General features: G+C 59.3%; 24 protein-coding genes and 1 pseudogene. 15 read left to right on the forward strand and 10 right to left on the reverse strand.

What is annotated here, in order from left to right:
• Positions 1-23: 23 nt before the first annotated feature.
• Positions 24-545 (reverse strand): bifunctional 3-hydroxydecanoyl-ACP dehydratase/trans-2-decenoyl-ACP isomerase, encoded by a 522-nt coding sequence (gene fabA, locus NLM27_RS31970; RefSeq protein WP_254148982.1) that lies wholly within the window; start codon positions 543-545, stop codon positions 24-26.
• Positions 546-897: 352 nt separating this feature from the next.
• Here fabA and irrA point away from each other — a divergent pair, with 352 nt between their 5' ends.
• Entirely contained in the window at positions 898-1,389 is a 492-nt protein-coding gene (gene irrA, locus NLM27_RS31975; protein ID WP_091882249.1) for an iron response transcriptional regulator IrrA, read from the forward strand.
• Between the two features lie 177 nt (positions 1,390-1,566).
• On the opposite strand, the gene NLM27_RS31980 is transcribed toward irrA, so the two are convergent.
• Positions 1,567-2,097 carry an SH3 domain-containing protein gene (locus NLM27_RS31980; RefSeq protein WP_254147066.1) on the reverse strand — a complete coding sequence of 177 codons (531 nt, stop codon included), beginning with the start codon at positions 2,095-2,097 and terminating at the stop codon, positions 1,567-1,569.
• A 324-nt stretch (positions 2,098-2,421) separates the two neighbouring features.
• Between NLM27_RS31980 and NLM27_RS31985 the strand changes: the two genes are divergently transcribed.
• A complete protein-coding gene (locus tag NLM27_RS31985; protein ID WP_254147067.1) occupies positions 2,422-3,423 on the forward strand; it encodes a D-glycerate dehydrogenase in 1,002 nt (333 codons plus the stop codon).
• On the opposite strand, the gene NLM27_RS31990 is transcribed toward NLM27_RS31985, so the two are convergent.
• Positions 3,420-4,331 carry a LysR family transcriptional regulator gene (locus NLM27_RS31990; RefSeq protein WP_254147068.1) on the reverse strand — a complete coding sequence of 304 codons (912 nt, stop codon included), beginning with the start codon at positions 4,329-4,331 and terminating at the stop codon, positions 3,420-3,422. The two genes, NLM27_RS31985 and NLM27_RS31990, sit on opposite strands and share 4 nt — an antisense overlap.
• A 120-nt stretch (positions 4,332-4,451) precedes the next feature.
• Here NLM27_RS31990 and NLM27_RS31995 point away from each other — a divergent pair, with 120 nt between their 5' ends.
• A complete protein-coding gene (locus NLM27_RS31995) occupies positions 4,452-5,459 on the forward strand; it encodes an aldo/keto reductase (RefSeq protein WP_254147069.1) in 1,008 nt (335 codons plus the stop codon).
• 6 nt (positions 5,460-5,465) lie between these two features.
• Here NLM27_RS31995 and NLM27_RS32000 read toward each other — a convergent pair whose 3' ends face one another.
• Complete coding sequence (locus NLM27_RS32000) at positions 5,466-6,269, reverse strand: molybdopterin-synthase adenylyltransferase MoeB (RefSeq protein WP_254147070.1); 804 nt, start codon at positions 6,267-6,269, stop codon at positions 5,466-5,468.
• A gap of 106 nt (positions 6,270-6,375) precedes the next feature.
• Here NLM27_RS32000 and NLM27_RS32005 point away from each other — a divergent pair, with 106 nt between their 5' ends.
• The 7 genes and pseudogenes from NLM27_RS32005 (at position 6,376) to hxsC (ending at position 13,630) form a co-directional block, all read left to right on the forward strand.
• Positions 6,376-7,734 (forward strand): serine protease, encoded by a 1,359-nt coding sequence (locus NLM27_RS32005; RefSeq protein ID WP_254147071.1) that lies wholly within the window; start codon positions 6,376-6,378, stop codon positions 7,732-7,734.
• Positions 7,735-7,956: 222 nt separating this feature from the next.
• A pseudogene (locus tag NLM27_RS32010) lies at positions 7,957-8,385 on the forward strand (ParA family protein); the annotation flags it as partial.
• A 356-nt stretch (positions 8,386-8,741) separates the two neighbouring features.
• Positions 8,742-9,722: a GNAT family N-acetyltransferase gene (locus NLM27_RS32015; protein ID WP_254147072.1), complete on the forward strand. Its 981-nt coding sequence runs from the start codon at positions 8,742-8,744 to the stop codon at positions 9,720-9,722.
• Positions 9,723-10,393: 671 nt separating this feature from the next.
• Complete coding sequence (hxsA2, locus tag NLM27_RS44190) at positions 10,394-10,672, forward strand: His-Xaa-Ser repeat protein HxsA2 (protein WP_375142287.1); 279 nt, start codon at positions 10,394-10,396, stop codon at positions 10,670-10,672.
• Positions 10,673-10,678: 6 nt separating this feature from the next.
• Positions 10,679-10,984: a His-Xaa-Ser system protein HxsD gene (gene hxsD, locus NLM27_RS32020; protein WP_254147073.1), complete on the forward strand. Its 306-nt coding sequence runs from the start codon at positions 10,679-10,681 to the stop codon at positions 10,982-10,984.
• A 7-nt stretch (positions 10,985-10,991) separates the two neighbouring features.
• Positions 10,992-12,449 carry a His-Xaa-Ser system radical SAM maturase HxsB gene (hxsB, locus tag NLM27_RS32025; RefSeq protein WP_254147074.1) on the forward strand — a complete coding sequence of 486 codons (1,458 nt, stop codon included), beginning with the start codon at positions 10,992-10,994 and terminating at the stop codon, positions 12,447-12,449.
• Positions 12,449-13,630: a His-Xaa-Ser system radical SAM maturase HxsC gene (gene hxsC / locus NLM27_RS32030; protein WP_254147075.1), complete on the forward strand. Its 1,182-nt coding sequence runs from the start codon at positions 12,449-12,451 to the stop codon at positions 13,628-13,630. Before hxsB ends, hxsC begins: the two co-directional genes overlap by 1 nt.
• Positions 13,631-14,014: 384 nt before the next feature.
• Here hxsC and NLM27_RS32035 read toward each other — a convergent pair whose 3' ends face one another.
• Both NLM27_RS32035 and NLM27_RS32040 read right to left on the reverse strand, forming a co-directional pair.
• Positions 14,015-14,503 carry a phage terminase small subunit P27 family gene (locus tag NLM27_RS32035; RefSeq protein ID WP_254147076.1) on the reverse strand — a complete coding sequence of 163 codons (489 nt, stop codon included), beginning with the start codon at positions 14,501-14,503 and terminating at the stop codon, positions 14,015-14,017.
• Between the two features lies 1 nt (position 14,504).
• On the reverse strand, positions 14,505-15,812 hold the full coding sequence (locus NLM27_RS32040) for a site-specific DNA-methyltransferase (RefSeq protein WP_254147077.1): 1,308 nt from the start codon (positions 15,810-15,812) through the stop codon (positions 14,505-14,507).
• Between the two features lie 796 nt (positions 15,813-16,608).
• Between NLM27_RS32040 and NLM27_RS32045 the strand changes: the two genes are divergently transcribed.
• Together NLM27_RS32045 and NLM27_RS32050 are read left to right on the forward strand one after the other, a co-directional pair.
• Positions 16,609-16,806, forward strand: a complete 198-nt coding sequence (locus tag NLM27_RS32045; protein ID WP_254147078.1) for a hypothetical protein — start codon at positions 16,609-16,611, stop codon at positions 16,804-16,806.
• 119 nt (positions 16,807-16,925) lie between these two features.
• Entirely contained in the window at positions 16,926-17,723 is a 798-nt protein-coding gene (locus NLM27_RS32050; protein ID WP_254147079.1) for a DUF3800 domain-containing protein, read from the forward strand.
• A gap of 621 nt (positions 17,724-18,344) precedes the next feature.
• Here NLM27_RS32050 and NLM27_RS32055 read toward each other — a convergent pair.
• The 3 genes from NLM27_RS32055 to NLM27_RS32060 form a co-directional block, all read right to left on the reverse strand.
• Positions 18,345-19,229: a hypothetical protein gene (locus tag NLM27_RS32055; protein WP_254147080.1), complete on the reverse strand. Its 885-nt coding sequence runs from the start codon at positions 19,227-19,229 to the stop codon at positions 18,345-18,347.
• An 11-nt stretch (positions 19,230-19,240) separates the two neighbouring features.
• On the reverse strand, positions 19,241-19,453 hold the full coding sequence (locus NLM27_RS44195; protein ID WP_375142288.1) for a helix-turn-helix transcriptional regulator: 213 nt from the start codon (positions 19,451-19,453) through the stop codon (positions 19,241-19,243).
• A gap of 104 nt (positions 19,454-19,557) precedes the next feature.
• Positions 19,558-19,983 carry a hypothetical protein gene (locus NLM27_RS32060; protein WP_254147081.1) on the reverse strand — a complete coding sequence of 142 codons (426 nt, stop codon included), beginning with the start codon at positions 19,981-19,983 and terminating at the stop codon, positions 19,558-19,560.
• Positions 19,984-20,696: 713 nt separating this feature from the next.
• Between NLM27_RS32060 and NLM27_RS32065 the strand changes: the two genes are divergently transcribed.
• Genes NLM27_RS32065 through NLM27_RS32075 form a run of 3 tightly spaced genes read left to right on the forward strand, consistent with a single transcriptional unit; the run spans position 20,697 to position 22,866 of the window.
• Positions 20,697-21,143 carry a DUF2924 domain-containing protein gene (locus NLM27_RS32065; RefSeq protein ID WP_254147082.1) on the forward strand — a complete coding sequence of 149 codons (447 nt, stop codon included), beginning with the start codon at positions 20,697-20,699 and terminating at the stop codon, positions 21,141-21,143.
• Positions 21,140-22,450 (forward strand): recombinase family protein, encoded by a 1,311-nt coding sequence (locus NLM27_RS32070; RefSeq protein WP_254147083.1) that lies wholly within the window; start codon positions 21,140-21,142, stop codon positions 22,448-22,450. The genes NLM27_RS32065 and NLM27_RS32070 overlap by 4 nt, the downstream gene beginning before the upstream one ends.
• Positions 22,447-22,866, forward strand: coding sequence for a hypothetical protein (locus tag NLM27_RS32075; protein WP_254147084.1), 420 nt, complete (start codon positions 22,447-22,449; stop codon positions 22,864-22,866). Before NLM27_RS32070 ends, NLM27_RS32075 begins: the two co-directional genes overlap by 4 nt.
• 298 nt (positions 22,867-23,164) lie before the next feature.
• Here the strand turns inward: NLM27_RS32075 and NLM27_RS32080 are convergent, their stop codons facing one another.
• Complete coding sequence (locus NLM27_RS32080) at positions 23,165-23,950, reverse strand: hypothetical protein (protein ID WP_254147085.1); 786 nt, start codon at positions 23,948-23,950, stop codon at positions 23,165-23,167.
• Between the last annotated feature and the right edge of the window lie 32 nt (positions 23,951-23,982).

Genomic DNA, 23,982 nt, shown 5'->3' on the forward strand with positions numbered 1-23,982 from the left:
TCGTTGTCTTCGTGGTGATGCGCTCAGCCCAGGCTCGTGCCCTGCTTGAACAGTCCGACCTTCAGATCCTTCGCGCGATAAATAATCTGGTCATCGACCGAAAGCCACCCGTCGGCGATGCCGAGCACGAGCTTTGAACGCATCACGCGTTTGATGTCGACGTTGTACACAACCTTGCGGGCCTCGGGCAGCACCTGGCCGCTGAACTTCAGCTCGTTCAGGCCAAGCGCGCGGCCACGACCTTCGCCCCCGGTCCAGCCCAGAAAAAAGCCGACCATTTGCCACAGCGCATCGAGGCCGAGGCAGCCGGGCATCACGGGGTCATTCTTGAAGTGGCAGCCGAAGAACCAGAGGTCCGGCTTCACGTCGAGCTCGGCACGCACGAGCCCCTTGCCGAATTCCCCGCCGGTGTCGGCAATTTCCGAGATGCGGTCGAACATCAGCATCGGCGGCAGCGGCAGCTGGGCATTGCCCGGGCCGAACATCTCGCCGCGGGCACAAGCCAGCAGATCTTCGTATTCGTAACCGTTGCGCCTGTTCAGCATGCACGAGCCTCTATTCAAATCCAGATTGGGCGACGTTTTCTGGCGAAAATGGGCCCCGTCTCGGTCGGAGAGCAACGCCAATTGCCATCGTCAGGCGCACCTCCCGCAAGCCCCGATGGACTGCGGGCCGGGCCTCCATGCCTGGCTGCGCCAAAATCGGCTGTGCGGAACCGCGCGCTCTCTAACACAGGCCATTTCGGGTGGCAAAGCGCATCCATGAAGGTAAAATGACGGGTCCCTCGACCGGTTCCAAGCCTGATTAGAACCTCTCTAGTTGCGAGAAACTTGCATCTGCATCTTTCTGTTCTTATATTGCTGAGAGATATTGTTCACGCGTGCCGAAATCTGGATAATGAGCGAGAATACCGCGCCCCATCACGACGACGACGTCCATTCCGCGGCCCTCCTGTCCGGCCGCCAGCCGGCTTTGACCGGCTGCCCATGGCACGATGTCAACGAAATGCTCCAGTCCGCTGGGCTCCGTCCGACGCGCCAACGCATGGCGCTCGGCTGGCTCCTGTTCGGCAAAGGAGCGCGCCACCTCACGGCTGAAATGCTCTACGAGGAAGCGACACTGGCCAAGGTTCCGGTGTCGCTGGCGACGGTCTACAACACGCTGAACCAGCTCACCGATGCCGGCCTGCTCCGCCAGGTCAGCGTCGACGGCACCAAGACCTATTTCGACACCAACGTCACCACCCACCACCACTATTACCTCGAGAACAGCCATGAGCTGGTCGATATCGAGGATCCGCATCTGGCGCTGTCCAAGATGCCCGAGGTGCCCGAGGGCTACGAGATCTCGCGCATCGACATGGTCGTGCGCCTGCGCAAGAAGCGCTGAGATCGTCCCAAACTGCTGAGATCGTCGTCATGGCCGGGCTTGTCCCGGCCATTGTCGTTTGCACCGTCATTCCGGGCCGGTGCGCAGCACCGAACTATGGTGCGCACTCGCGCACCTGAGAAATCTCGAGATCCCGGATTCGATGCTGCGCATCGCTCCGGGATGACGCCTTCGGCGTCAATTCACCTGCTCGTCCGAGTAGACGCCCCAGAGGCGCTCCTGCTGGATCCAGCCGTCAAAGCCGTTGCCGGTGACGTGGCACCAGTTTGCGGTGCACTTCTTCACCTGCGTGACGACACCGGCCTGGAGCTTGGCCGCAACCGCGCTGTCGAGATCGGCGCGGTCGTAGATCGGCGCGAGGTCGTCCTTGTGCTTCATGGTGACGACCGCAGTGCGGCGGCCCGACAGCAGCGAGTGATAGACCCAGCCCTCGGCGCCTTCGGAATCGCGCACCCGGCGCCAGTTCTCGAATTCGGCGGTGATTTCGACCGGTAGGCCAGCGCGTGTATAGACCCAGGCGACGTCGTTATCCTTGGTCGGGCCGGCGCGAACGTTGACGTGGTCCGATTTGAGGCTGACATAGCGCGGCACCGGCAAGCCGCTAGCGGTCTGGGGGGTGCTGTCCTTCGCCGAATGCGAGGGGCTGACCGAGACGCTCAACCAGGTGCAAACGAGCGCCATCACCGAACAAAAACGCCCCAACGCCATTTACCCGTCTCCTGTCGAAGACCTGCCCGAGCCAGGTCCTCACCCCAAAATCCAAAACCCTGCCGCGCCAGCCCCTGTCCCGCCCCACGCAGGTGTTCCGCAAGCCCGACCTGTGGTTCTTGTCTTGGCCCGGCCTTCTGCTAGAGAGGACGGACGCTTGAACAACCAGTTTGCCCCGATTTTCCGGCCGGAAATATCGGGAGAGCTTGAAGGAAACGCCGGGGACGACACGGCAAGGGCAGTGTCGAACAACCGGGTTAATGAGGCCTCAACGACCTGCCTTTGGCGACAGAGGCGGCCCATGACGCCCCATGAGAGCAGGACATGTCGGTGAAGAAAAAGCCCCTCGTCGTGGTGACGCGCAAGCTGCCGGATTCGATCGAGACGCGAATGCGCGAACTGTTCGAGGCGCGGATCAATCTCGACGACACGCCGATGTCGGCCGAGCAGATCCTTGAGGCCGCGCGCACCGCCGACGTGCTGGTTCCGACCGTGACCGACCATATCAGTGCCGAGGTCGTGAATCAGCCCGACTGCAAGCTCCGCCTGATCGCCAATTTCGGCAACGGTGTCGACAATATCGACGTCGAGGCTGCGCATGCCCGCGGCATCACCGTCACCAACACGCCAAAAGTCCTGACCGAAGACACCGCCGACATGACCATGGCGCTGATCCTCGCCGTGCCCAGGCGAATGATCGAAGGCGCCTCGATCCTGACGGAAGGAAAAGCCTGGCCGGGCTGGTCGCCAACCTGGATGCTCGGCCACCGCATCGGCGGCAAGCGCCTCGGCATCATCGGCATGGGCCGCATCGGCCAGGCGGTGGCGCGCCGCGCCCGCGCCTTCGGCCTGCAGATCCACTATCACAACCGCCGCCCCGTCGCCCCGAAGATCGCCGAAGAGCTGGGCGCGACCTATTGGGAAAGCCTCGACCAGATGCTGGCCCGGATGGACATCATCTCGGTGAACTGCCCGCACACCCCGGCGACCTATCATCTGCTCTCGGCGCGGCGGCTGAAGCTGATCCGCAAGGATGCCTACATCGTCAACACCGCGCGCGGCGAGGTCACCGACGAGGACACCCTGATCAAGCTGATCGAAGGCGGCGAGATCGGCGGCGCCGGGCTCGACGTCTACGAGCACGAGCCCGCGGTGAATCCAAAACTGGTGCGGCTCGCCAAGGCCGGCAAGGTGACGCTGCTGCCGCATATGGGCTCGGCCACGATCGAAGGCCGCGTCGAGATGGGCGAGAAGGTGATCATCAACATCCGCACGTTCCTCGACGCGCACAAGCCGCCGGATCGCGTGCTGCCGAGCATGCTCTAGGGTCTATCTGTCCCGCGCTTGCGCCAACCTGCGACGAAATCGATGAAGGCGCGCAGCGCCGGCGGCACCTGGCGGCGGCTCGGATAGTACAGGAACGGTCCGGGAAACGGCTCGCACCAATCTTCCATCAAGCTGACCAGCGCGCCGGACGTCACGGCGCCATGGACGTAGCCATCAAGCGTTGCCCAGATACCAGCGCCGTCGAGGGCAGCGCGCATGGCAAGATTCATATTGGTCGAGATCAGTTTTGCAGGCGGATCGACCTTCACGATTTGGCCAGCCTTCTCGAATTCCAGATCATGCATCACGCCACTCGAGTAGCGGGCGCGAATGCAGTCATGGTCGAGCAGATCCTTCGGATGCTGCGGCCTGCCGCGGCGCGCGACGTAGTCGGGCGATGCGACGACGACATAACGCTGCGGTCCGCTCAGGGGGATCGCCACCATGTCCTGCGCGAGATGCTCGCCGTAGCGGACGCCGGCATCGTAGCCACGACTCACGATGTCGACGAAACCGCTTTCGGAGACGATGTCGAGATCGACCTGCGGATGCTCGCGAAGGAACGGCCCGGCCATCGTCGCCAGAACCAGGTCGACCGCCGGCGGCGGCGCGTTGATGCGCAGGCGGCCTGAGGCGACCTCGCGCAGGCCCCGTACCTGATCCAGGGCATCGCCGACATCGCGCAGCGCCGGCGCCACGCGTGACAGCAGCAATTCGCCCGCCTCGGTCAGCGCGACGCTGCGGGTGGTGCGGTTCATCAGGCGGACGCCGAGGCGCTCCTCGAGGTCCCGCAGGCGCTGGCTAAGGCTCGACACCGACACGCGAATGTCCTGCGCCGCACGCCGGAAATTGCGGGTGCGGGCGACCGCCACGAAGACATCGAGATCGCGCAGATCAGGCTCGGCCATTGTTCGACATAATGAACAAGCTATTCTGGATTGTCCAACTTATCGGCGCAATCGAGCAGGTGCATATCAGCCCTCGTCACGCGGCGCACTCAGCCTGCCGCCTTTTTGAGGAGAGCCACCATGCAACAGCGCAAACTCGGTTCAACCGGCCCCACCGTCGCTACCCTTGGGCTCGGCTGCATGGGCATGTCGGAGGTCTATGGCCCGGCCGATCGCGGCGAGGCCATTGCCACGGTGCATGCAGCGCTCGATGCCGGCATCACGCTGCTTGATACCGGCGATTTCTACGCCATGGGCCACAATGAGATGCTGGTCCGCGAGGCGCTGAAGGAGGTTGCGCGCGACAAGGTGCAGATCAGCGTCAAGTTCGGTGCGCTGCGCGGTCCGGCCGGCGAATTCGCCGGCATGGACACAAGGCCAGCCGCGACAAAGAACTTCCTCGCTTACTCGCTGCAGCGTCTCGGCACCGACTACATCGACATCTATCGCCCGGCGCGGCTCGATCCCAACGTGCCGATCGAGGACACCATCGGCGGCCTCGCCGATCTCGTGAGGGCCGGCTACATCAAGCATATCGGCTTGTCAGAGGTCGGCTCAGACACGATCCGCCGCGCGCATGCGGTGCATCCCATTGCCGATCTCCAGATCGAATATTCGCTGATCGAGCGCGGCATCGAACGCGACATCCTCAAGACGTGCCGCGAGCTCGGCATCGGCATCACCGCCTATGGCGTGCTCGCGCGCGGCCTGATCAGCGGCCACTGGACCAAGGACTCAGGCAAGGCCGGCAAGGACTACCGGCTGATGACGCCGCGCTTCCAGGGATCGAATCTCGATGCCAATCTCGCGCTGGTCGAGCAGCTGCGCGCCATTGCCGCAGAGATCGGCGCGACGCCGGCGCAGGTCGCAATCGCCTGGGTGGCGGCGCAGGACAAGGCAATCGTCCCGCTGGTCGGCGCGCGCACCCGCAATCGTCTCACCGAAGCGCTCGGCGCTACGAAGGTCACGCTGACGCCGGCTCATCTTGCAGCTCTGACAAAGGCGTTCCCGCGCGATGTCGCCGCCGGCACGCGTTACGCCGCCGAGCAAATGGCGCATCTCGACAGCGAGAAGCCGGCCACCAGGTGACGGCGATCAGGTGCGATGGGCGCTGAGGTCGGTGATCACAGGCCCGTCGCCATTGAGTGGATTGGCGGGATCGCGCCCATAGCGCAGCGTCTCGAAGCGCATCGCGCGGGCATCGATCATCAGGAGGCGACCGACGAGGCCGTCGCCAAAGCCGACGATCTCGCGGATCGCCTCCAGCGCCATCATCGAGCCGAGCACGCCCGCCAGCGCGCCCATGACGCCGGCCTCCGCGCAGGCCGGCACCGTGCCGGGCGGCGGCGCCTCCGGAAACAGGCAGCGATAGGTCGGATTGAATTCGCCCGCTTCGTTCGTCTCATGCGCGCGGATGGTCGTGAGCGAGCCGTCGAAGGTGCCCAGCGCCGCCGTGATCAGCGGCCGCTTCGCGAAGAAGCAGGCGTCCGAGACCAGATAACGGGTCGAGAAATTGTCGGAGCCGTCAAGCACGAGGTCGTAGTCGCCGATCAGGCTGAGCGCATTGTCGGCATTGAGCCAGGTCGCATGACCGACGAAACGGACATGCGGATTGAGCGCCGCAATCCGCTCGGCCGCGCTCTCAACCTTGTGCCGGCCGATGTCGGGCGTCGTATGGATCACCTGACGCTGGAGGTTGGACAGTGACACCACGTCGTCATCGACCACGCCGAGCGTGCCGATGCCGGCGGCGGCCAGATACATCAGCGCGGGCGCGCCGAGCCCGCCGGCGCCGATCACCAGCACCGAGGCCCGCTTCAGCGCAGCCTGACCGGGACCGCCGACATCGCGCAGGACGATATGGCGGGCATAGCGTTCGAGTTCGTCCGGGCTCAGCACCTTAATCTACTCCTGAACCACCCCAACAATGTTCGCGACCAACGAGATGTGCTTCAATGGCATGCTTTTCAATGTTTTGGCGTTCAATGGGCTGGCTGGATTTGTCATGAGATCGATGCTTGCGGCAACACTGATGTTCGCGGCCGCCACCGGCGCGCACGCCCAGATGACGGCGCCGCAAGTCCCCGGCACCCAGCCGAAAACCGTCCAGACCGTTCCGATCAAGCCACCCGCAACGCAGACGCCGTCGGCGACGTCCGACGCCATGGCAAAAGCAGAGCGGCTGTCGCTCCAATCCGACCTCGCCTGGGCCGGCCAGTATAACGGCGCCATCACCGGCGACGTCAGCGAGCGCATGGTCAACGCCATCAAGGAGTACCAGAAGGCCAAGGGCGGCAAGCCGACCGGCGTGCTCAATCCGCAGGAGCGCGCCGCGCTCGCCGAGGCCGCGCGCAAGAAGCAGGAGAGCGTCGGCTGGAAGATCGTGACGGAGCCGACCAGCGGCGCACGGCTCGGCATTCCCGGCAAGCTCTTGCCGCAGCAGGCAAGCGACGCCAATGGTTCGACATGGACCTCGCCGACCGGCACGGTGCAGGTGCTGCTGAGCCGCCGCAAGGAGGTGAACCCGACCACGGCAAAGCTCGCCGACCTGGAGAAGGAGCCGACTGGCCGCAAGGTCGACTATACCGTGGTGAAGCCCGACTTCTTCGTGCTGTCGGGAGTGCAGGGGCTGAAGAAGTTCTACATTCGCGGCACCTTCAAGGGCGACGAAGTCCGCACCATGACGATCCTCTACGACCAGGCGACCGAGAACACGGTCGATCCGGTCGTGATCGCGATGTCGAGCGCGTTCAATGCGTTCCCGTCGGGACCGCAGGCCGGGCCGCCGCCGCGCAAGACCGTCGAGTACGGCACGGGACTGGTTGTCAGTGACGACGGTGCGATCATCACCGACCGCCTCGTCACCGACGGCTGTCTTGCGATCACGATCGGCGGCTACGGCAGCGCCGACCGGCTCGCCGAGGACAAGGAGCACGATCTCGCACTGTTGCACATCTACGGCGCGCGTGGCCTGACGCCGCTCAGCCTCGGCATCGGCGCAGCCAGGACGAATGTCGATGTCGTCGGCATCGCCGACCCGCAGAGTCAGGGCGGCGCGGCCGGCGTATCGAGCGTCAAGGCTGCGCTGGCGCCGGCGACAAGCAGCAATGCCGCGCTGTCTCCCCCGCCGGCGGTCGGCTTCTCCGGCAGCCCGGCCATTGACGCCGACGGCAAGTTCGCCGGCGTCGCGCTGCTGAAGCCGGCGATGGTTGCGGGACCTGCGACGTCGGTGCCGGCGTCACAGGCCACCATGGTCTCAGGTGGGACCGTGCGCGATTTCCTGAAGGCGAACGGTGTCACGGCGAATGGCACGTCGACGGACGCAAAGGCGGCTGTCGTGCGCGTGATCTGCGTGCGGAAGTAGAGCGCAGGTAAATACGGCCCACGCGCGACCACGGGTCCGGTATTGGTACGGATTAGCTGGCATTCCCGATTCTGCCATCATCATACCGTTGATTCGGACATCCGCGGTCCCCTTTGGATCGGGCAGGGCACGTCCTGAGCGAGAAGAGCTCAGCATCGAGAAGCGATGCACGTTCGCGTGGCGTTACCCAAAGACCAGGCACTCCAAAGGAATCAATCTTCAATGCACACGATCGTACTGGCCACCCAAAAGGGCGGCAGCGGCAAGAGCACGCTTGCCATCGGCCTCGCGCTGGCCGCCAAGCAGGCCGGCTTCACCGTTCGCCTGATCGAGACCGATCCGCAGGGCACCCTCTCCAACTGGCTGCGCCGCCGCAACACTGACGATATCGTCGTCGAGCCGATCTATCACGCCGCCGATTTCGCGCCGCGGCTGAAGATGCTGGCCGACAGCGGCCTTCAGCTCGCGATCGTCGACACCGCGGCCGGCCTCAGCGCCGCCACCACAGCCGCGATCCGCCATTCCGACCTCTGCCTGATCCCGGCCCGTCCGAGCGTCGCCGACATCGAGGCGACCGTCTCCACCGTCAGCGTCGCGCGCGCCTGGAAGCGGCCTTACAGCTTCGTGCTGAACCAGACGCCGATCCGCGGTCTGTGCGTCAGACCGATTGCCATCGTCAGCGCCGATTTCTGCAACCCGCCGAGTTAGTGAAACTCTTGGCGGGCGACTTTCAACACGTTCAGAATGTCCGTTCCGGGTCGGAAGCGGCGGTAGACGCCAAGCTGCATAGGCGACTTGTTTGCCTCCGACGCCGACATGACACGTGTTCGGGCGAGTTCGGCTAAGGGGGCCATGAGCTGACTGAGTTCATACCAATGGCAGCTATCCTTACGCACCAGGCGACTTCGGGCCACTTGATCAACCTCGGATTGCTTGGATTGCGAGTAAGAGCTGCTATCGTCGCAACTGTGGCCACTTCCAAAGCTAGTTCTCCAAGGGAGGTGATCATGTCAGATCATAATGCCAGCGAGAACACTGGTCCGAACGCCAGGCGTCCGGTCGTGGGCAAACTCGATGAACAAGACTTGCCGGAAGCTGCGCGGATTTTCCGTCTTGCCTTTGGGACTTTCCTTAAGGTACCGGACCCGGAGACGTTCTGGGCCGATCGGGACTACGTCTATAGCCGCCAGCGCGCGGCTCACGTGGCCTCATACGGCGCGACGCTGGATGGAGAATTAGTCGGCTCCAACTTTGTTACCAATTGGGGAAGCGTCGGCTTCTTCGGCCCCTTGACCGTGCGTCCTGATCTCCAGGAGCGAGGTATCGCCCGAGCACTGCTTGCGAAAACCATGGAGCAATTCAATGCCTGGAACACGCGGCATGTCGGGCTATTCACATTCTCAGATAGCGCGAAGCATATCGCCTTATATCAAAAATACGGCTTCTTCGCGCGTTTCCTCACAGCAATCATGTCGGCAAGAGCGGTGCGGCACACGGCGGCCGGATGGTTGCGCTTCAGCGAGTTAAGCGAAGCTCAGCGAGAGGAGGCTCTTCAGTCGTGCCGGAACGTAGCTGAAACGGTTTACCCGGGTCTCGACCTGTCCGGCGAGATAAGCGCTACGCATGCGCAGGGTTTGGGTGATACAGTTTTGGTTGAAGGTGTCCGTGACATCGCGGCGTTCGCAGTTTGTCACTACGGGCCACGCAGCGAGGCCGGCGCAGACACCTGCTTCGTTAAATTCGGTGCAGCTCGCGACGGAGGGTCGGCCGAACACCACTATCTCCAACTGCTCGACGCGTGCGAGGCTTTAGCGGTCGCTGCCGGCATGTCGAACGTGTTGGCTGGCGCGAACATGGCGCGCCACGAAGCCTATCGGCATCTCGTCGCCCGCGGATTTCGCAGCGAAATTCAGGGCGTGACCATGCACAGACAGAACGATCCCGGCTATTGCCATCCTGGCGCCTACATCATCGACGATTGGCGCTAAGGTCCGGCAGGCGCGACTTCCGGAATGGGTCTTGGCTGTGTGAAAACGCGAAGACGCTCAATCGCGATAGAAGAAGTTATTCGTCCAAGACCGTTTTAATCGCTCAACGCGCAAGCGGATTCAACTTAGAGATCGAACTGAAAAATATCATTTTTTGTCGAGTTTCGATTTTTGAGTTTTTACACAGCCAGGGTCAGAAGGTGAAAAACTCAGAGTGAGCAGATCCTAGTCCGCCATGCCTAACGGAGCGGACGTCAATCCGAGCGCCACATCTGATGGGCCAGAAGCTGTCACGCGGCTCTGGCTTCAATCCCAAACCTCGCGGAAGCTTTGAAGTAGCTCCGCCACCCGTATGCATTGCTACCCTGCTCAAGCCGATGCGATAGCCAGGTCCAAAGGGGCAGCAACCAGCACTCTTGCAGAAGATCTGCCCGCACGACTTGCCCGCCGTCTTGGGTACCCGCCTCCTAAGCGACCGCGCTTAGAGTACTATTCCCGCCGCGCCGAGGTCATAGTTCTCTACGCATTAGCAAACTTGCAGTTTGAATGATGCTAGCTGCAACGCAAAACCGACATCAGGCGAGGATACCACAACCGAGCCGTGCAGCTTTAGTCGAGGTTGACTAACCCGATAGACTCAATACTTTGAGATGGCAAAAAGGGGGGACCAGATGAGTCAGAATAAGATCTCGATTATTCCGCTTGCGGCCGCGCTCGCCTCGTTGGGAACTGCTGCCAATGCTGCCGTCCCTGCAGCGAACGAGGTCGTCGCGCAGCCGACGGACGTAGAGAAGGCATCGGCAGAAAAGTCTCAGGCGAACATGTTTTACCAGGTCGGACACGACCTACTGGGCATGATCGTAACCGCGAGAGAGGACGGCACGTTGTTCGCTGGTCATTCCTCGCATTCTTCTCACTCGTCCCACTCGTCTCATCACTCAAGTCGCTAGAATTCGATGGCAGCAAAAACCATCGAATTTGATCAAGCGACCCAGTCGCTTGAGGCGTTGAACGCTGCTGCCTACAGATTGCTCGGTTCGGCGATCTGTAAGGTCGAGCCGGTTGGGACCAAATATGTAGTCTCAGTGGAGGCATCCACGCCGGGCACAACCGATTCTGACGAATTAAACCAGCGTTTCATGGCGACAGTTATCGACGAGAATGTCAGGCAGCAAATTGCCCAACGAACCGAGCCGGTGCGGAATCTGATCTTGGCTCTCGCGTTTGGATCGCTTGCTCATCCGCTGAGCGAAAAGTCGTAGCAGAAAGATGTCTCGCTTCTTTCTACCCGGCGACTTTCATGGAAGTAATGCGCCGCTGCAACTTTTGCCACTGCGCTTCGAGAGAACAAGCGCCCAGCAATATCTTGTCTCAAACATCGTTGGCGACTTCATTCGCCTCGATGCGGATGAATTCCAGCGGCTCATCGACCTCCGACTGAACCCAGGTGATGGCCTGTACGAGCGAGCGTATTCGGCGCACCTCGTGTCACGAGAAGGACAGAGCGCTCAGCATCAAATCTTGGCGATGCGGCTGCGAACTCGCATGTCGTTTTTGCGCCAACCATCCGCTCTCCACATGTTCGTAGTCACTCTCCGCTGCGAACATTCATGCCCCTATTGTCAGGTGTCTCGGCAGAGCACCGACCGTTCTCGTTTCGATATGTCCGAGGAGACAGCGCAGCGGTCCCTCTCCATCGCCCTTCAAAGCCCCGCGTCACGCATCAAGATCGAGTTTCAGGGGGGAGAGCCACTCCTGAATTTTGCTTTGATTCAAAAAGTCGTTGAAGCAGCAAAACGCGAGGCTCCAACCAAAGGTAAGGAGGTGGATTTCGTCATTGCGTCAAACTTGGCGCTTTTGACGGACGACATTTTGTCGTTCTGCAGGACGAACCACGTTTCCTTGTCGACATCGCTGGATGGTCCGCCGGATCTTCATAACCGCAATCGCCCGAGGCCGGGTGGAAATAGTCATGAACTCGCTGTCCAAGGTATCAAGAAAGCTCAGGCAACGTTGGGGCGTGATCGCGTAAGCGCGCTGATGACAACCACTCGGCAAAGCCTTGCTCGCGTCGAAGAGATTATCGACGAGTACGCTGCTCACGGCTTGGATGGCGTCTTCCTCAGACCATTGTCGCCATACGGCTTCGCAATCAAAACCAAGCAGTTTCAAAAGTATGACCCCGCCGAATGGATGACATTCTATCGGCGCGGGCTCCGATATATTCTCGATTTAAACCGCAGGGGACACGAGTTCTACGAATTCTATACACTCCTGTTACTGAGGCGAATCCTGACAGATCAGCCCATCGGGTACGTCGACCTCCGAAGCCCTGCAGGAATTGGACTGGGCGCTCTCGTCTATAACTATGACGGCCGCGTGTTCGCGTCTGACGAAGGGCGCATGCTCGCCGAAATGGGGGACCGCACCTTTGAATTGGGGCACGTCGCAAACAGCGATTATCGTTCTCTCATTTTGTCGGACAAGCTCGTATCAAACATTGCCTCTTCGCTGAGTCAGTGCGCACCGGAGTGCCACGATTGTGTGTACGAGAGCCACTGCGGCGCTGATCCGGTCTACCATCATGCCATTCACGCCGATCCCTTGGGTATCAAACCGTTGTCTGGTTTCTGCCAGCGGCAGAAGGGGGTGATATCCACCATCCTCGATCTGCTTGACGACTCGCCGGAAGATGCGGTCGTGCTAAGATCATGGAGCATGATGTGATGCTGAAGCTTCGCGGCACGGCATCCTATGTGCGCGGATTTGAGACAGCGCACCCATCAGAGATCGTTCGTATATCTGCACCGACGAGCCGAGCCCGTCACTCGGTAGATGCAGCCGTAATCAAACATCCCGAAGAGGCTTGCGTCGCCTTCCAGTGTGGCTTCACGAAGGCTGTGCTGGTGGGTGATCACACTGCGACACTTGAAAGCCCGTTCCGTGACCTCATGGTGGTCCCCCCCGAATACAACTATCTTGCGCATGGCGACCTGATCGGGCTGCAGCCACAAACAGGAAAATTCCGGTCACTTTATCGGCGCGGATCTGATCACAATTCGTTCTTGGTAACCGAACGATGCAACCATAACTGCTTGATGTGCTCGCAACCGCCACGAAATGTGGACGATCGATGGGTGCTGGATGAGATCAGCCGCGCACTGCCGTTCGTCGACCCCACGACCAGGTCGTTCGCATTCACCGGCGGCGAGACTCTGACCGATTGGCGGGAATTCATTGATCTCCTAACACAATGCAAGTCGACCTTACCGAATACTGCTGTTCATGTGCTCACAAACGGGCGGGCGTTTGCACGTACAGAGGTGGCTGCTGCTTGGGCAGAAGTGCAACATCCGCAACTAACTGCTGGCATACCGATATACGCAGCCGTGGACCACATCCATGATTACGTTGTCCAAGCGAAGGGCGCGTTCGACGAGACCGTTCTTGGCATTTTGAAACTGAAGGACCGAAAGCAACGGGTGGAAATTCGTGTCGTACTCCATGCCTTGACGGCCCCGACCATCGCGGAGACGTGCCGATGGCTTGCGCGCAACCTTCCGATTGTGGATCATGTTGCGTTGATGGGGCTTGAGAACACCGGCTTTGCGATCGCGAACGATGCCATGCTCTGGATCGACCCTCTCGACTACCAAGAAGGCCTTGCTGAAGGAGTTGCCGCTCTCACCTCAGCGGGGGTCAGGGTTTCGATCTATAATCTGCCGCGCTGTGTGTTGCCGCGATCTGTTTGGCCTCAGGCGGTTCAATCCATCTCCGATTGGAAGAACGCCTATGTCGAAGCATGCTCAGGCTGTATCGAGAAGAAACGCTGCAGCGGTTTTTTCACCACTGGTCGGCCCCGCATCAGTCGCGGAGTTTCACCGATCTTGGAGGCTAACCCGGCTTAATTTATCAGCAAAAGGGTGGACAAAGTGAACCCACTCTTGTTCGCGCTGATAAGCGCGAAAGCCAGAGCTCCTGCAACAACGCGGGGCCAAGGCTCCGTCCAATTCCACAAGGCCAATTTTCTTGTTCGGCTTGAGTCGGGATACTGGCTCAAAGCGGTCAGCTCAAGGCTAAAGGCGGCGGGCGATGGCTGAGAGACAGTGAGCGCTCCCGCAGGCAACAATATGAAGGAGCGAATCGGAATGGGGCCAGGGACCGATCGCGCGAGACGGCGAGCAGAAAATTGCCGTCGCTTCGAGTCGTTAGCGCGACCTGTCCTTCTCAGCCGGGAGATCACGAAGCTATTGCATTCAGAATTGAGTAGGGTCGGATTTATGACAAACGCTTCAATCGTCAAAGAATTCGTCGGGTTCAGACTGCCGTCCTAGTAATCCTTCGAATTTGCTTCGTCCCGGAGCCGCCGGTGCAAGAGAAACCCGCGACCTAGAAACCGGCGAGAGGCCGAACTCCGTTAGGTATCTGTGCATCAACTCCAATTGCTTGTTGGCGATAGTGAGCCAGGGGTTTTGCTGAACGATCCCTGACGGCAGCTTCAGCAGCATCGGTGTCTCGTGGAGTTTTCGCTCGGCCTCAACCCAGCGACCATAGGCCTGGCAGTACGCCGCGAGAGCTCCTCGGTCGAGGTCCGTGAGGATGCGAAGAACCAGTAGCTGCGAGGCGAGCCGCTTCCACTCAGCTTTGGCGGCCGGACAAAGATGGGAGGGGCACGTAGGCGCCCTCAATTCAGGCGACGGCTCCCTCTGATTTATTGACCGCTTGCCCGGATTCCCGTGGAGTAGCTTAAGATGAGTTGGAGTTGGCTTTCGACCACGCATCTCAACCTTCGACCGACGTAGGCTGGCGCTGGAACGGCTCGCCAGTGGCCTCGTTTCGGGCGAGCTCTCCGGTGAAGGACTGCCACCGCTGGACAGCAACGTCGACGTAAGCAGGCGATAGTTCAATCGCGTAGCAGGTTCTTCCTGTCAGTTCGGCGGCGACGATAGTGGTGCCGGATCCACTGAACGGCTCGTAAACTGCCTGACCAGGCGACGAATTGTTTTCGATCGGTCGCTTCATGCACTCGACAGGCTTTTGCGTACCATGCCCTGTTTCAGACTTCTGGTGGGAGATGCTCCAAATCGTGGTCTGCTTTCGGTCACCAGCCCAGTGCCCTGTTTTGCCCTTCCTGACAACGTACCAAGCGGGTTCGTGCTGCCAATGGTAATCTCCGCGGCCAATAACCAGCCGCGTCTTATCCCAAATGATCTGCGAGCGAATGATGAAGCCGGAAGCCTCGAGGCTCGCGCCGACAGCGGCCGCGTGCAAGGCACCGTGCCAAACGTAGGCCACTTCTCCTGGGAAGAGGGCCCAAGCCTCACGCCAATCAGCGCGGTCATCATTCAGGACGGTGCCAGTCGCTCTTGCCGCAACACTGCTGCCGTCGCTCCGGACTACCTCGTTCCGCCATTCGGGTCGATAGCTGACGCCATAAGGTGGATCGGTGACCATCAAGTGGGGTTGCACCTTGCCAAGAAGCTTCGCGACGGTCTCTCTGTCCGTACAATCTCCGCAGATCAGACGATGCCGGCCTAGCAACCACACATCGCCAATCTTTGTGATAGGCGCCTTGGGCAGCTGCGGGGCTTCATCAGGGTCTGTCAGCCAAATGTTTTGCTTGGTCGCCAGCGCTGTCAGCTCCGCGTCGGAAAAGCCGGCGAGTGACAGATCGGCTCCCAACGCCGCAAGGTCGCCCACCTCCAGAGCAAGCATGGCATCGTCCCACCCTGCATTAAGAGCGAGCTTGTTGTCCGCGAGCACGTAGGCGCGTTTGGCGGCCTCCGAGAGCCCCGCCAATTCGATAACAGGTACCTCCACCAGCCCCAGCTTGCGCGAGGCCAATAGCCTTCCATGGCCTGCGATCACTCCGCTATTGCCATCCACAAGGATGGGGTTGGTCCAGCCGAACTCTCGGATAGACGCAGCGATCTGCGCCACCTGGGCGGTGGAATGAGTGCGCGCGTTTCGAGCGTAGGGGATGAGGCTTTCTAGACTGCGATATTCGACGCGCAGCGGCTTTTCCGAGCTTGCGCACCTGTACGCTATCTTGCGATCATCCTCGGAGTTAGCAGACTGTTGCGAGGCCATTCCTCTTCCTTCAGATCTCGACTTCAACCGACGTCGTCGAAGAATCACTCTTGGCAACCCAGGGATACCCCCTTCCCAATTTCGCGGTTTTGCTTGTGAAGGGCCGGCACCGGTCTGTGATCGAAAAGCTGTAGAGATTCTGACCGCCCCCCCTCCGGCAGCGTTGCGCCAAAGATATTTTAGAGGTCGGGGATTGCACAATGACACTTGGATGCGCAGCACTACGCATGTACGCGCTGTCAGTCATAGCTTTCTATGATCAGCCGCAGTGCAGGTGTCAGCTCGGAGCTTCGACGTCACAAACCATTTCATTTGGTTGCACGCACGAAATGTCGCCTGCCTCAGTCCTTCTCTAGCATTCTTGAAAGTGCGATCGATGAGGAGCAGCGGCAATTAGTTTACAACAGCTGCAGCCGAGGAGACGGTTACCCCCCACAATCCCCCATATTTAGTATTCGATTCAGGAACTCGCCTACTTCTTGACGGGTGTAACGGAGAGTTCTAGCCTTCGAGTCGTTCGGCGCGAGTGAGTTTGCGTCCCGTCGGCAATCCCCCAAAGGGTCTTTCAGCGTACACCCGCAAACTAGGCGTTTGCGGGAGCGAGAGCTCGCAGGCAGTTGCAACTGCCTGCCGCAAATGAGAAAGCCGGACCTCTGCAAAGGCCCGGCTCCGTGTAACCGCAAAGGAGACCTTGGCAGGCGTGCGGCATCGTCTCAACAACACGTGCACCGTCGCGCACGGTGACTCCGCTGTCAACGCCTCCAAGGTCCGATTCAAAAATTTAAGGATCGGAACCATGAATAGTATGAAGAGAAAGCCGTATCAGCTCAGCTTTGAAGACGCCGTGCATGTTTGGGTGCGCCATTGGAACGGCGAATATCAGCATCGCATCGCAGCCTCCTATGACGTAAATCCCGGTCGGGTGAGCGAAGTCATCAAAGAGCGCAGACACTCCGGCAGCCGCCTCGAAGCGGCTAAACGCTTGTCCCCATAGAAGCTGCAAAGGGGAGCCCAGCCTAAGCGCTGGGCTCCCCCTCGGCCTTGCCATCGCGCCATTCGTCCTGTTCGGCGCGAAACCGGCGGGCGTCTGCTTGATTTATCGAGCTGCTAGCAATGACGTTTGTCCATCCGACGCGACGCTATCGCCTCTATTTTGATGAAACAGGTACAGGTGATCTTCGTGCGCACAAAAAGGATCAAAACCAACGTTACCTCAGCCTCACAGGCTTGGCATTCAGGCAGGATGTTCACGCCTCCACTTTCACAGCCCGCCTTTCAGCGCTTAAGCGGAGAGTCTTCCAAACCCCTGATGTAATACTTCATCGCCGAGAGATCATCGACCGGAAAGGCGACTTTGCAGTTTTGAATGATCCGACGATCCGTGCTGATTTCGATGCTCAATTCCTAGATCTAATCGGCTATCTGCCCGGCCCAGCTTTTACCGTGTCGATCGACAAGCAGGCTCATCTAGAAAAATATCGAGCATGGCATTTTGACCCGTACCATTACGTTCTGACCTGCCTCGTGGAACGTTACGTATTATGGCTGCACCGGCACAACTTCGTAGGAGACGTGATAGGCGAAGCGAGGACGGAGTGGCATGACGGCCGCTTGCGCCGCGCCTTCAACCATCAATACGATAATGGAAGCCGCTTTCTGCGTCGGGATGTCGTCCAACTGCGCTTAACGTCCCGCGATCTAAAGCTGAAACCTAAAACCGCAAATGAAGCGGGATTGCAGGTGGCAGATTTGCTTGCACATCCAGCTCATCGAACCTTCAAGTTCATGGAACAGAACCTACCAATACCGGACGACTATGGGGCTACGCTGATCCGCGAGCTGGAGAAAGTCTACGATCGAAACCCTTGGAACGGATTGATCAGGGGATACGGGAGGAAATGGCTGCCCTAAAAATTTACGGGGGTCTACAGGCTCTCACCTATAACCCCCGCCGATCGCACGCGATCTCCCTTCGACCGCAGCCGAATTATAATCATCTTACGTTATTTGATGTGAAGATTCAATGGGTTACTAAGCCATTGAAGCGAATCACTTTTCTCACTTTGTGCACGACGCCGTAGCGCGATGCAGCTGGATCGAACTCTGCACAGGGCAAGTGCCAAAGATCTGCCGGCGATAATCTCGCGTTATCGGGCGGTGGACACTCCGATCACCCGCTCGATTTCGGCACCAAGCAATTGTTGTAGTTCAGCTGACCTCGACCGAACTGCATACTCCGACCGACGCGCGATCGTGCGCAAGATTGCGGGCGCCGGAGGCCAATTATAGTTATGCTGGTCACCGCATTCGCCCCGGTACCAAAGCCTGGCGGCCTCCTCCGTCGCCCAATAAGGCACGTCATCTAAGGCCGCCATATACGCTGCGCCCTTAGCTTCGCCGGCCAGATCCCCTCCTTCTCTTCCGGCCAAGGCCATCAGCAACTTGGAGACAGAAACGAGAGTGCGCTGGCTCCAGTGGTTATTCCGCTCTGGCGTTTGTTCTAAGACGTGCGCCACTGCGGCCTGATACTGATCAATGGCGGCTCGCTGGGCTGGTGTGAGTATCAGAGGCGCAGGCAGCACCAGCGTCATCCGATAACGACCGGATCGGTCCGGCTGCTCCGCTTTTTTCAAGCTGTCCAAACGCACCCTTGCCCAACGAGGCAATGAAACTGGCTTCCCGGGCCGTTGCGTGTCCGGAAGCTCTATCTGTTCTACCGTTGTGATTTCGTTTGCCATTGTCATCTCCGCCTTTGAGAGCCCGTGTGATCCATGCGATCGGACCATGGACTCGGTGATCACGAGCGCGCTGAATCGCGCTCAGTACCCGCCGCGCGTCGTCTGATGTCTGCTTCAGCCACATCCCCACCATCTGGCGTGAACGACCGTCGTTCTCACCAAGGCTGACCAGGATAGGAACGCCTTCTGCCCAGAGCTGATGCTTAGCGTCGGCGTAGACCGGGGATCCAACGTCAGAAGCTTTAGCTTCTGAACCTTCCATGTCTTTAATGTCTTCTTCTTTGCGTCGATCGTGCGTCGTTCCCGCGTCGATCCCTGAGTCTCCGAGTGCGTTGGCAGGAAGACTGACCCGCTGATATTGATCGTATTTCCGGATGGTTATGACGGTGATGCCCGCGTCGGTTTGTGTGTCGATCTCCGCGTCATTGTTGAGATCGGTTTTCAACAGGTGGAGGAATCGCCGTACTCGAGGCTCTTTCCAGCGCCAGCGGTCGGCCATGTATCGGGTCGAGGCAGCGAGCTGTCCCCGCCGCAGCTCAATCACCCGACCAGAGATGCGCAATCTGATCGGTCTCCAGGCCGCCCTCGAGAGCAGCCATAGCCAAGCTTCCAATCGGCTCAACGGCTCATCGTGCAAGAACTTCGGATGGTCGAACACGCCGCGATCGACAGCGAACACGCCTCGCTCACTCACGGCTGCACCGCTTCAGCCCTAACTGGGTGCTGTGTGCTCTCCATCAGACGTTCAGCCTCAAAGGCTTCTACATCCGCCTCGCGGTATGCGATCCGTCCTTTCAGTTTGATGTAACGGGGTCCATCACCCGTCCAACGCCAGCGCTCCAAGGTGCGCGGGCTTATGCTCCAACGACGTGCCAGTTCAAGCTGGTTTAAGTGTCTGGTCATGACGGCTCCATTCGCAAACGTGCGAAACACAACGTCACTTTGAGGAAGATTTGAAGGATTGACTAAATTGGCAAATTAGGCGGCCAGTTTATTTCGGCCAGTTTCTAAAAGGCTGCGAATTTCAGATACTTAGTTGCGAATACGTCCCCCTCTCGACATTCGACGAATTTTGCTCTGTTCTCATGCGTAAAGCTGAGAACGGCTGAGAAATGAAACGTAGAGTGCCAACCAAATTGAACGGTCGCAGCGGCGACCACGCTGACGATGTGGATGAACACTTTGGTGATGACAGCAATCCCGAGCCGTTCTGGCGACAAGTAAAGCCGAAGGATGGTCTCCCCTTGTGGGAAGCGATGCTGTTCTATGGGAACCAGTTCGATGCAGAAATGGCGTGGAGCCGCAGGCTGGATGGCTTTGATGGCCCACCCTTCTATCCCTTTGATGAAATGTCCCGAGAAGAGCAGCGTGAATACAACGCGGGCTCGATGCAGTTTGAGCGTGCCCGGCGTCAGTTGGAATCTGAAATTCACGGGAAGCTCCTAAGGGGTGAGCTCGTTGCAACGGGCTACGCAGCCGATACCCCTCTAGATTCGCCACCCACAAAGATTCTTCCAGATCGATGGCGTCTCCTTGAGCCGGATTACCGCGAATCCACCGCAAAGGGGGGCGGGCTCGAAATATCAGGCATTCTTGTATTCAGCGGCGACCGGGACATTCCCAAGACACTAGGCGCGAAGAGACATTCCCTGGCGGAGTTGCGCAGATGGTATTCGGCTTGGATCTCATCCAATCGGGAGAGCGGGAACGCGCCCAGCCGAGATGAAGACCTCGAGGCAGCGCGCGAGCGGTTCGGTGAGGGGGTTTCGAGGTCAACGCTGCGATCGTTGCGGAAAGAGCTCGCGCCCGGCGAGTGGAAACTCCACGGAAGAAGACGGGAGCGTTGAGCCGTTTGCGCATCGGTGCGAACGGCTTGTTTTGTAGCCGCGCGCGTTCGTGCACGAGTGTTTTGGTCTGTTTTTCTCGCTACTCCGAAGCCATCATTCGGAAATGGCGATTCTCGATGATACAGATCCCGAAGTCGACAAGCGGTTTACCGAAATCGGCGAAATACTTGCCGCTGGCCTCATGCGTCTTCACGCTCGGAAGTCCAGTGGATTATCCAGTCCGACTGGAGAAACTTCGCTTCACTACAATGCCAACCAGAGCGGTCATGCGCCACCTTTCTCTCCCGAGGTGAACGCATATGAATGACCCCGTTTTGGCGCAACTGGCCGCCCTAAAAAGCGCGCCCACGTCGGCCCTAAAGGCCAAGTGGCGCGCGCTCTTCGATACGGAGCCGCCCCCTTATAATCGCCGCTTCCTCGAAAGCCGGTTGGCTTACCGGATTCAGGAACTGGCGTTCGGGGGCCTGTCGGCGGATACCGTGCGCCGGTTGGAGGCATTGGCTGGCGACCTGCCAGCGAAGGGGAGCCGGCCCCTCCGACACAAGTCGTTGGACCGGCCCGTCAGCGGCACTCAGCTAATCCGCGAGTGGAAGGGTGTGGAGCATCGGGTGACGGTCCGCGACAGTGACTTCGAGTACCAGGCCCGCCCCTTTAAATCGCTCTCCGCCGTCGCCAGGGCCATCACCGGCACCAGATGGAATGGCCTGGTTTTCTTCGGTTTGAAGACCCAGCGAGCTTCTACATGACCAAGCCGATCGTTCGCAAGGTGCGGTGTGCGGTCTACACCCGCAAATCCAGCGAGGAAGGCCTCGACATGGAGTTCAATTCCTTGGACTCGCAGCGTGAGGCCTGCGAGGCCTATGTGGCGAGCCACAAGCATGAGGGCTGGCTTTTGGTCCCAGACCGCTATGATGACGGTGGGTTCTCGGGTGGCACTTTGGAGCGTCCCGCGCTCAAGCGTCTGCTCACCGATATCGAGACGCGCAAGGTCGACGTTGTGGTCGTCTACAAAATCGACAGATTGTCTCGGTCCCTCATGGACTTTGCCAAACTGGTGGAAGCCTTCGACCGTCGCTCGGTGACGTTTGTCTCCGTAACACAATCCTTCAACACTACAACATCAATGGGACGGCTCACGCTCAACGTCCTGCTGTCCTTTGCCCAGTTCGAGCGTGAAGTCACCGGTGAGCGTATCCGGGACAAGATCGCAGCCTCTCGCAAGAAGGGCATGTGGATGGGTGGGTGGGCTCCCTTCGGCTACGAGGTCAAAGACCGCAAGCTTGTCATCAACGAAGAGGACGCGAAGACAGTAAGGTGGATTTTCCGCAGGTTCGTAACTCTAGGCTCTGCCAGCCTCCTCGCCCGCGAGCTCCAGCAGAAGAACGTCCGCAATCGCTACGGGCAAGCGATAGACAAGGGCGTGCTGTACAAGATGCTCAACAACCGAACCTACATCGGCGATGCCGTGCACAAGGGCACCACCTACCGCGGTGAGCACGACGCCATCATCGAGCGGAAGGTTTGGGACGGGGTACATTCAATCCTGCAGGAGAGTCCTCGCAAGCGGGCTGCAAAACACCGGGCCCAGACTCCTGCACTGCTTAAGGGCTTGATTGTCGACGGCACGGGGGTGGCGATGTCCCCTAGCCATACTTGTCGCCGGGGAAAGCTGTACCGCTACTACGTTAGCCAGCAAGCGATAAAGGGCTCCGCCCCACCCAGCAGCATCCTGCGCGTCCCGGCAGGAGAAATCGAAGAGATGGTCGTCGACCAGATCCGCCGCGTGATCGCCTCCCCAGAATTGATCGTGGCAACCTGGAAGCAGATGCGCACCCACACGCCACGTATCACTGAACGTTCAGTCCGCGACGCACTTATCAATTTCGACGAGCTCTGGGCTGAATTATTCCCGGCCGAGCAGTCCAGGATTTTGCAGTTACTTGCTGCAAGAGTGGTCGTCACCGCCGCGAGGGTTGACCTGCATCTCAGAGTGGAGGGTTTTGCATCGCTGGTCGCCGATCTAAAGGCGACCACTTCACAGGAAGCAGCATGAACATCAAGAACAAAGAGTCGCAGCGGCTTAGCCGGGATGGTCGCGAACTCGTCGTGAGCATTCCGGTTGATTTTCGGCAAAGCGGTGGCCGCAAGCAGATTGTCGTGCCCGCTGGCGCAAATGCCTGGACGGCTCCTCGGTCACGGATAAGCAATACCTTGATAACCGCACTCGCTAAGGCCCACCGATGGCGTCGCCTGATCGAAGTAGGACACTACGCCTCCGCAGCAGAGCTTTCGAAGCGCGAGGCAGTCAACGAGTCCTACGTCTGCCGAGTGCTCCGTCTAACTTTGCTAGCTCCCGATCTAGTCCAGTCCATACTGGACGGACGGCAAAGCAAGACTCTTGAGCTTAAAATGCTGCTAAAGCCCTTCCCCACGGATTGGGCCGCGCAACGAGTACATTTCGATTCGTGAATTGAACTAAAGAAAAGAGCTGCTCGCGGACGTTATCGCGGCGGGCATGCGGCGCTCCCTAGGGGAGACGAAGAGCGATCAAAGAACCCACTGAAAAACAACTACAAACCAGCTTGGCTGCCCTGCCATTGCTACCACCGGATGATACCACATTCAAATGGGCCCGAGTTCAGTTCGTTGAGTTGAACGTGGCGGTGTAATAATTATGATGGACACACAGTCTCTTGAGGTCATCGGCGCGTGACCTAAGGTGTATATGATCAAATCGGGACAAGCCAGCGTCTCCGGTAGAAGGGCGCTAAGGCGCGCTTCTTGCCTGCACGAGCCCAGACAAAAACCGTTTGATGTCGCCCGCCTTGATAATGTGGAACCGGTCTCTCCCACCCGTCACGACGACTCCGGCAAAGTAAGCACGGACTTCGCGGCCGACCACCTGAACCACGAAGGCCGACCCACCGCTCATGCCGTCCGGGTCAAAGTCCAACGGCGAATTAGTACGAAGACACAGTAGGGCAGGATTGTATGACGCCTGTTCGAGCTCACACAGGATAATACGCTTAAGCCGGCCGATATGATTCTTCTCTTCAAGTTCGTACTTCTGATCCTTGGAAGGGAAGCCAGCGACGACGGCGCAAATAATATCAGTATTTAGCGCGGCGGGCGGCACCTCGCGAAAATCAAAGAACCTCTCCTTCAAGTCTGGATGCTCCTGGCAGGGCTCCGTGAACTCGAAGGCGGCCAAGTCGCGATAGTGGGGATTGCTCTCGTCATTGAAGTGCCGCACACCCGAAGAGGTCACGAGTTGCTGCCCGTCGCGGCCGAGAAGTGAGACGTCCTCCATTCGACAGCCGCGCAACTGATGATTGGTACATAATAGAAAGTAATGAGCCGAAAACCGGACCAGGACCGCTGACCCCACGAGCGATACCTTGTAAGTTTGATGATCATTCCAAACGACAAGGTTGTCTACATAACGCGATAAGGTTGAGGTTAAAGCTGAAGCCGGGATCAGCAAACCGTTGAAAGATACGCTTGTGCCGACAATGCGGTCGAGGATATTCCGCGTGGATTGATCCTTTGACACGGTGGTCCACCTGCTCCTATCGGGGTAGCCCG

The sequence above is a fragment of the Bradyrhizobium sp. CCGB12 genome (assembly GCF_024199845.1).
GTDB lineage: Bacteria > Pseudomonadota > Alphaproteobacteria > Rhizobiales > Xanthobacteraceae > Bradyrhizobium.

Excerpts from the sequence above, each read along its gene's own strand:
- fabA (WP_254148982.1), bottom strand. The coding sequence starts at position 545 with ATGCTGAACAGGCGCAACGGTTACGAATACGAAGATCTGCTGGCTTGT.
- irrA (WP_091882249.1), top strand. The coding sequence starts at position 898 with ATGAGCGAGAATACCGCGCCCCATCACGACGACGACGTCCATTCCGCG.
- NLM27_RS31980 (WP_254147066.1), bottom strand. The coding sequence starts at position 2,097 with ATGGCGTTGGGGCGTTTTTGTTCGGTGATGGCGCTCGTTTGCACCTGG.
- NLM27_RS31985 (WP_254147067.1), top strand. The coding sequence starts at position 2,422 with ATGTCGGTGAAGAAAAAGCCCCTCGTCGTGGTGACGCGCAAGCTGCCG.
- NLM27_RS31990 (WP_254147068.1), bottom strand. The coding sequence starts at position 4,331 with ATGGCCGAGCCTGATCTGCGCGATCTCGATGTCTTCGTGGCGGTCGCC.
- NLM27_RS31995 (WP_254147069.1), top strand. The coding sequence starts at position 4,452 with ATGCAACAGCGCAAACTCGGTTCAACCGGCCCCACCGTCGCTACCCTT.
- NLM27_RS32005 (WP_254147071.1), top strand. The coding sequence starts at position 6,376 with ATGAGATCGATGCTTGCGGCAACACTGATGTTCGCGGCCGCCACCGGC.
- NLM27_RS32015 (WP_254147072.1), top strand. The coding sequence starts at position 8,742 with ATGTCAGATCATAATGCCAGCGAGAACACTGGTCCGAACGCCAGGCGT.
- hxsA2 (WP_375142287.1), top strand. The coding sequence starts at position 10,394 with ATGAGTCAGAATAAGATCTCGATTATTCCGCTTGCGGCCGCGCTCGCC.
- hxsD (WP_254147073.1), top strand. The coding sequence starts at position 10,679 with ATGGCAGCAAAAACCATCGAATTTGATCAAGCGACCCAGTCGCTTGAG.
- hxsB (WP_254147074.1), top strand. The coding sequence starts at position 10,992 with ATGTCTCGCTTCTTTCTACCCGGCGACTTTCATGGAAGTAATGCGCCG.
- hxsC (WP_254147075.1), top strand. The coding sequence starts at position 12,449 with ATGCTGAAGCTTCGCGGCACGGCATCCTATGTGCGCGGATTTGAGACA.
- NLM27_RS32035 (WP_254147076.1), bottom strand. The coding sequence starts at position 14,503 with ATGCGTGGTCGAAAGCCAACTCCAACTCATCTTAAGCTACTCCACGGG.
- NLM27_RS32040 (WP_254147077.1), bottom strand. The coding sequence starts at position 15,812 with ATGGCCTCGCAACAGTCTGCTAACTCCGAGGATGATCGCAAGATAGCG.
- NLM27_RS32045 (WP_254147078.1), top strand. The coding sequence starts at position 16,609 with ATGAATAGTATGAAGAGAAAGCCGTATCAGCTCAGCTTTGAAGACGCC.
- NLM27_RS32050 (WP_254147079.1), top strand. The coding sequence starts at position 16,926 with ATGACGTTTGTCCATCCGACGCGACGCTATCGCCTCTATTTTGATGAA.
- NLM27_RS44195 (WP_375142288.1), bottom strand. The coding sequence starts at position 19,453 with ATGACCAGACACTTAAACCAGCTTGAACTGGCACGTCGTTGGAGCATA.
- NLM27_RS32065 (WP_254147082.1), top strand. The coding sequence starts at position 20,697 with ATGAATGACCCCGTTTTGGCGCAACTGGCCGCCCTAAAAAGCGCGCCC.
- NLM27_RS32070 (WP_254147083.1), top strand. The coding sequence starts at position 21,140 with ATGACCAAGCCGATCGTTCGCAAGGTGCGGTGTGCGGTCTACACCCGC.
- NLM27_RS32075 (WP_254147084.1), top strand. The coding sequence starts at position 22,447 with ATGAACATCAAGAACAAAGAGTCGCAGCGGCTTAGCCGGGATGGTCGC.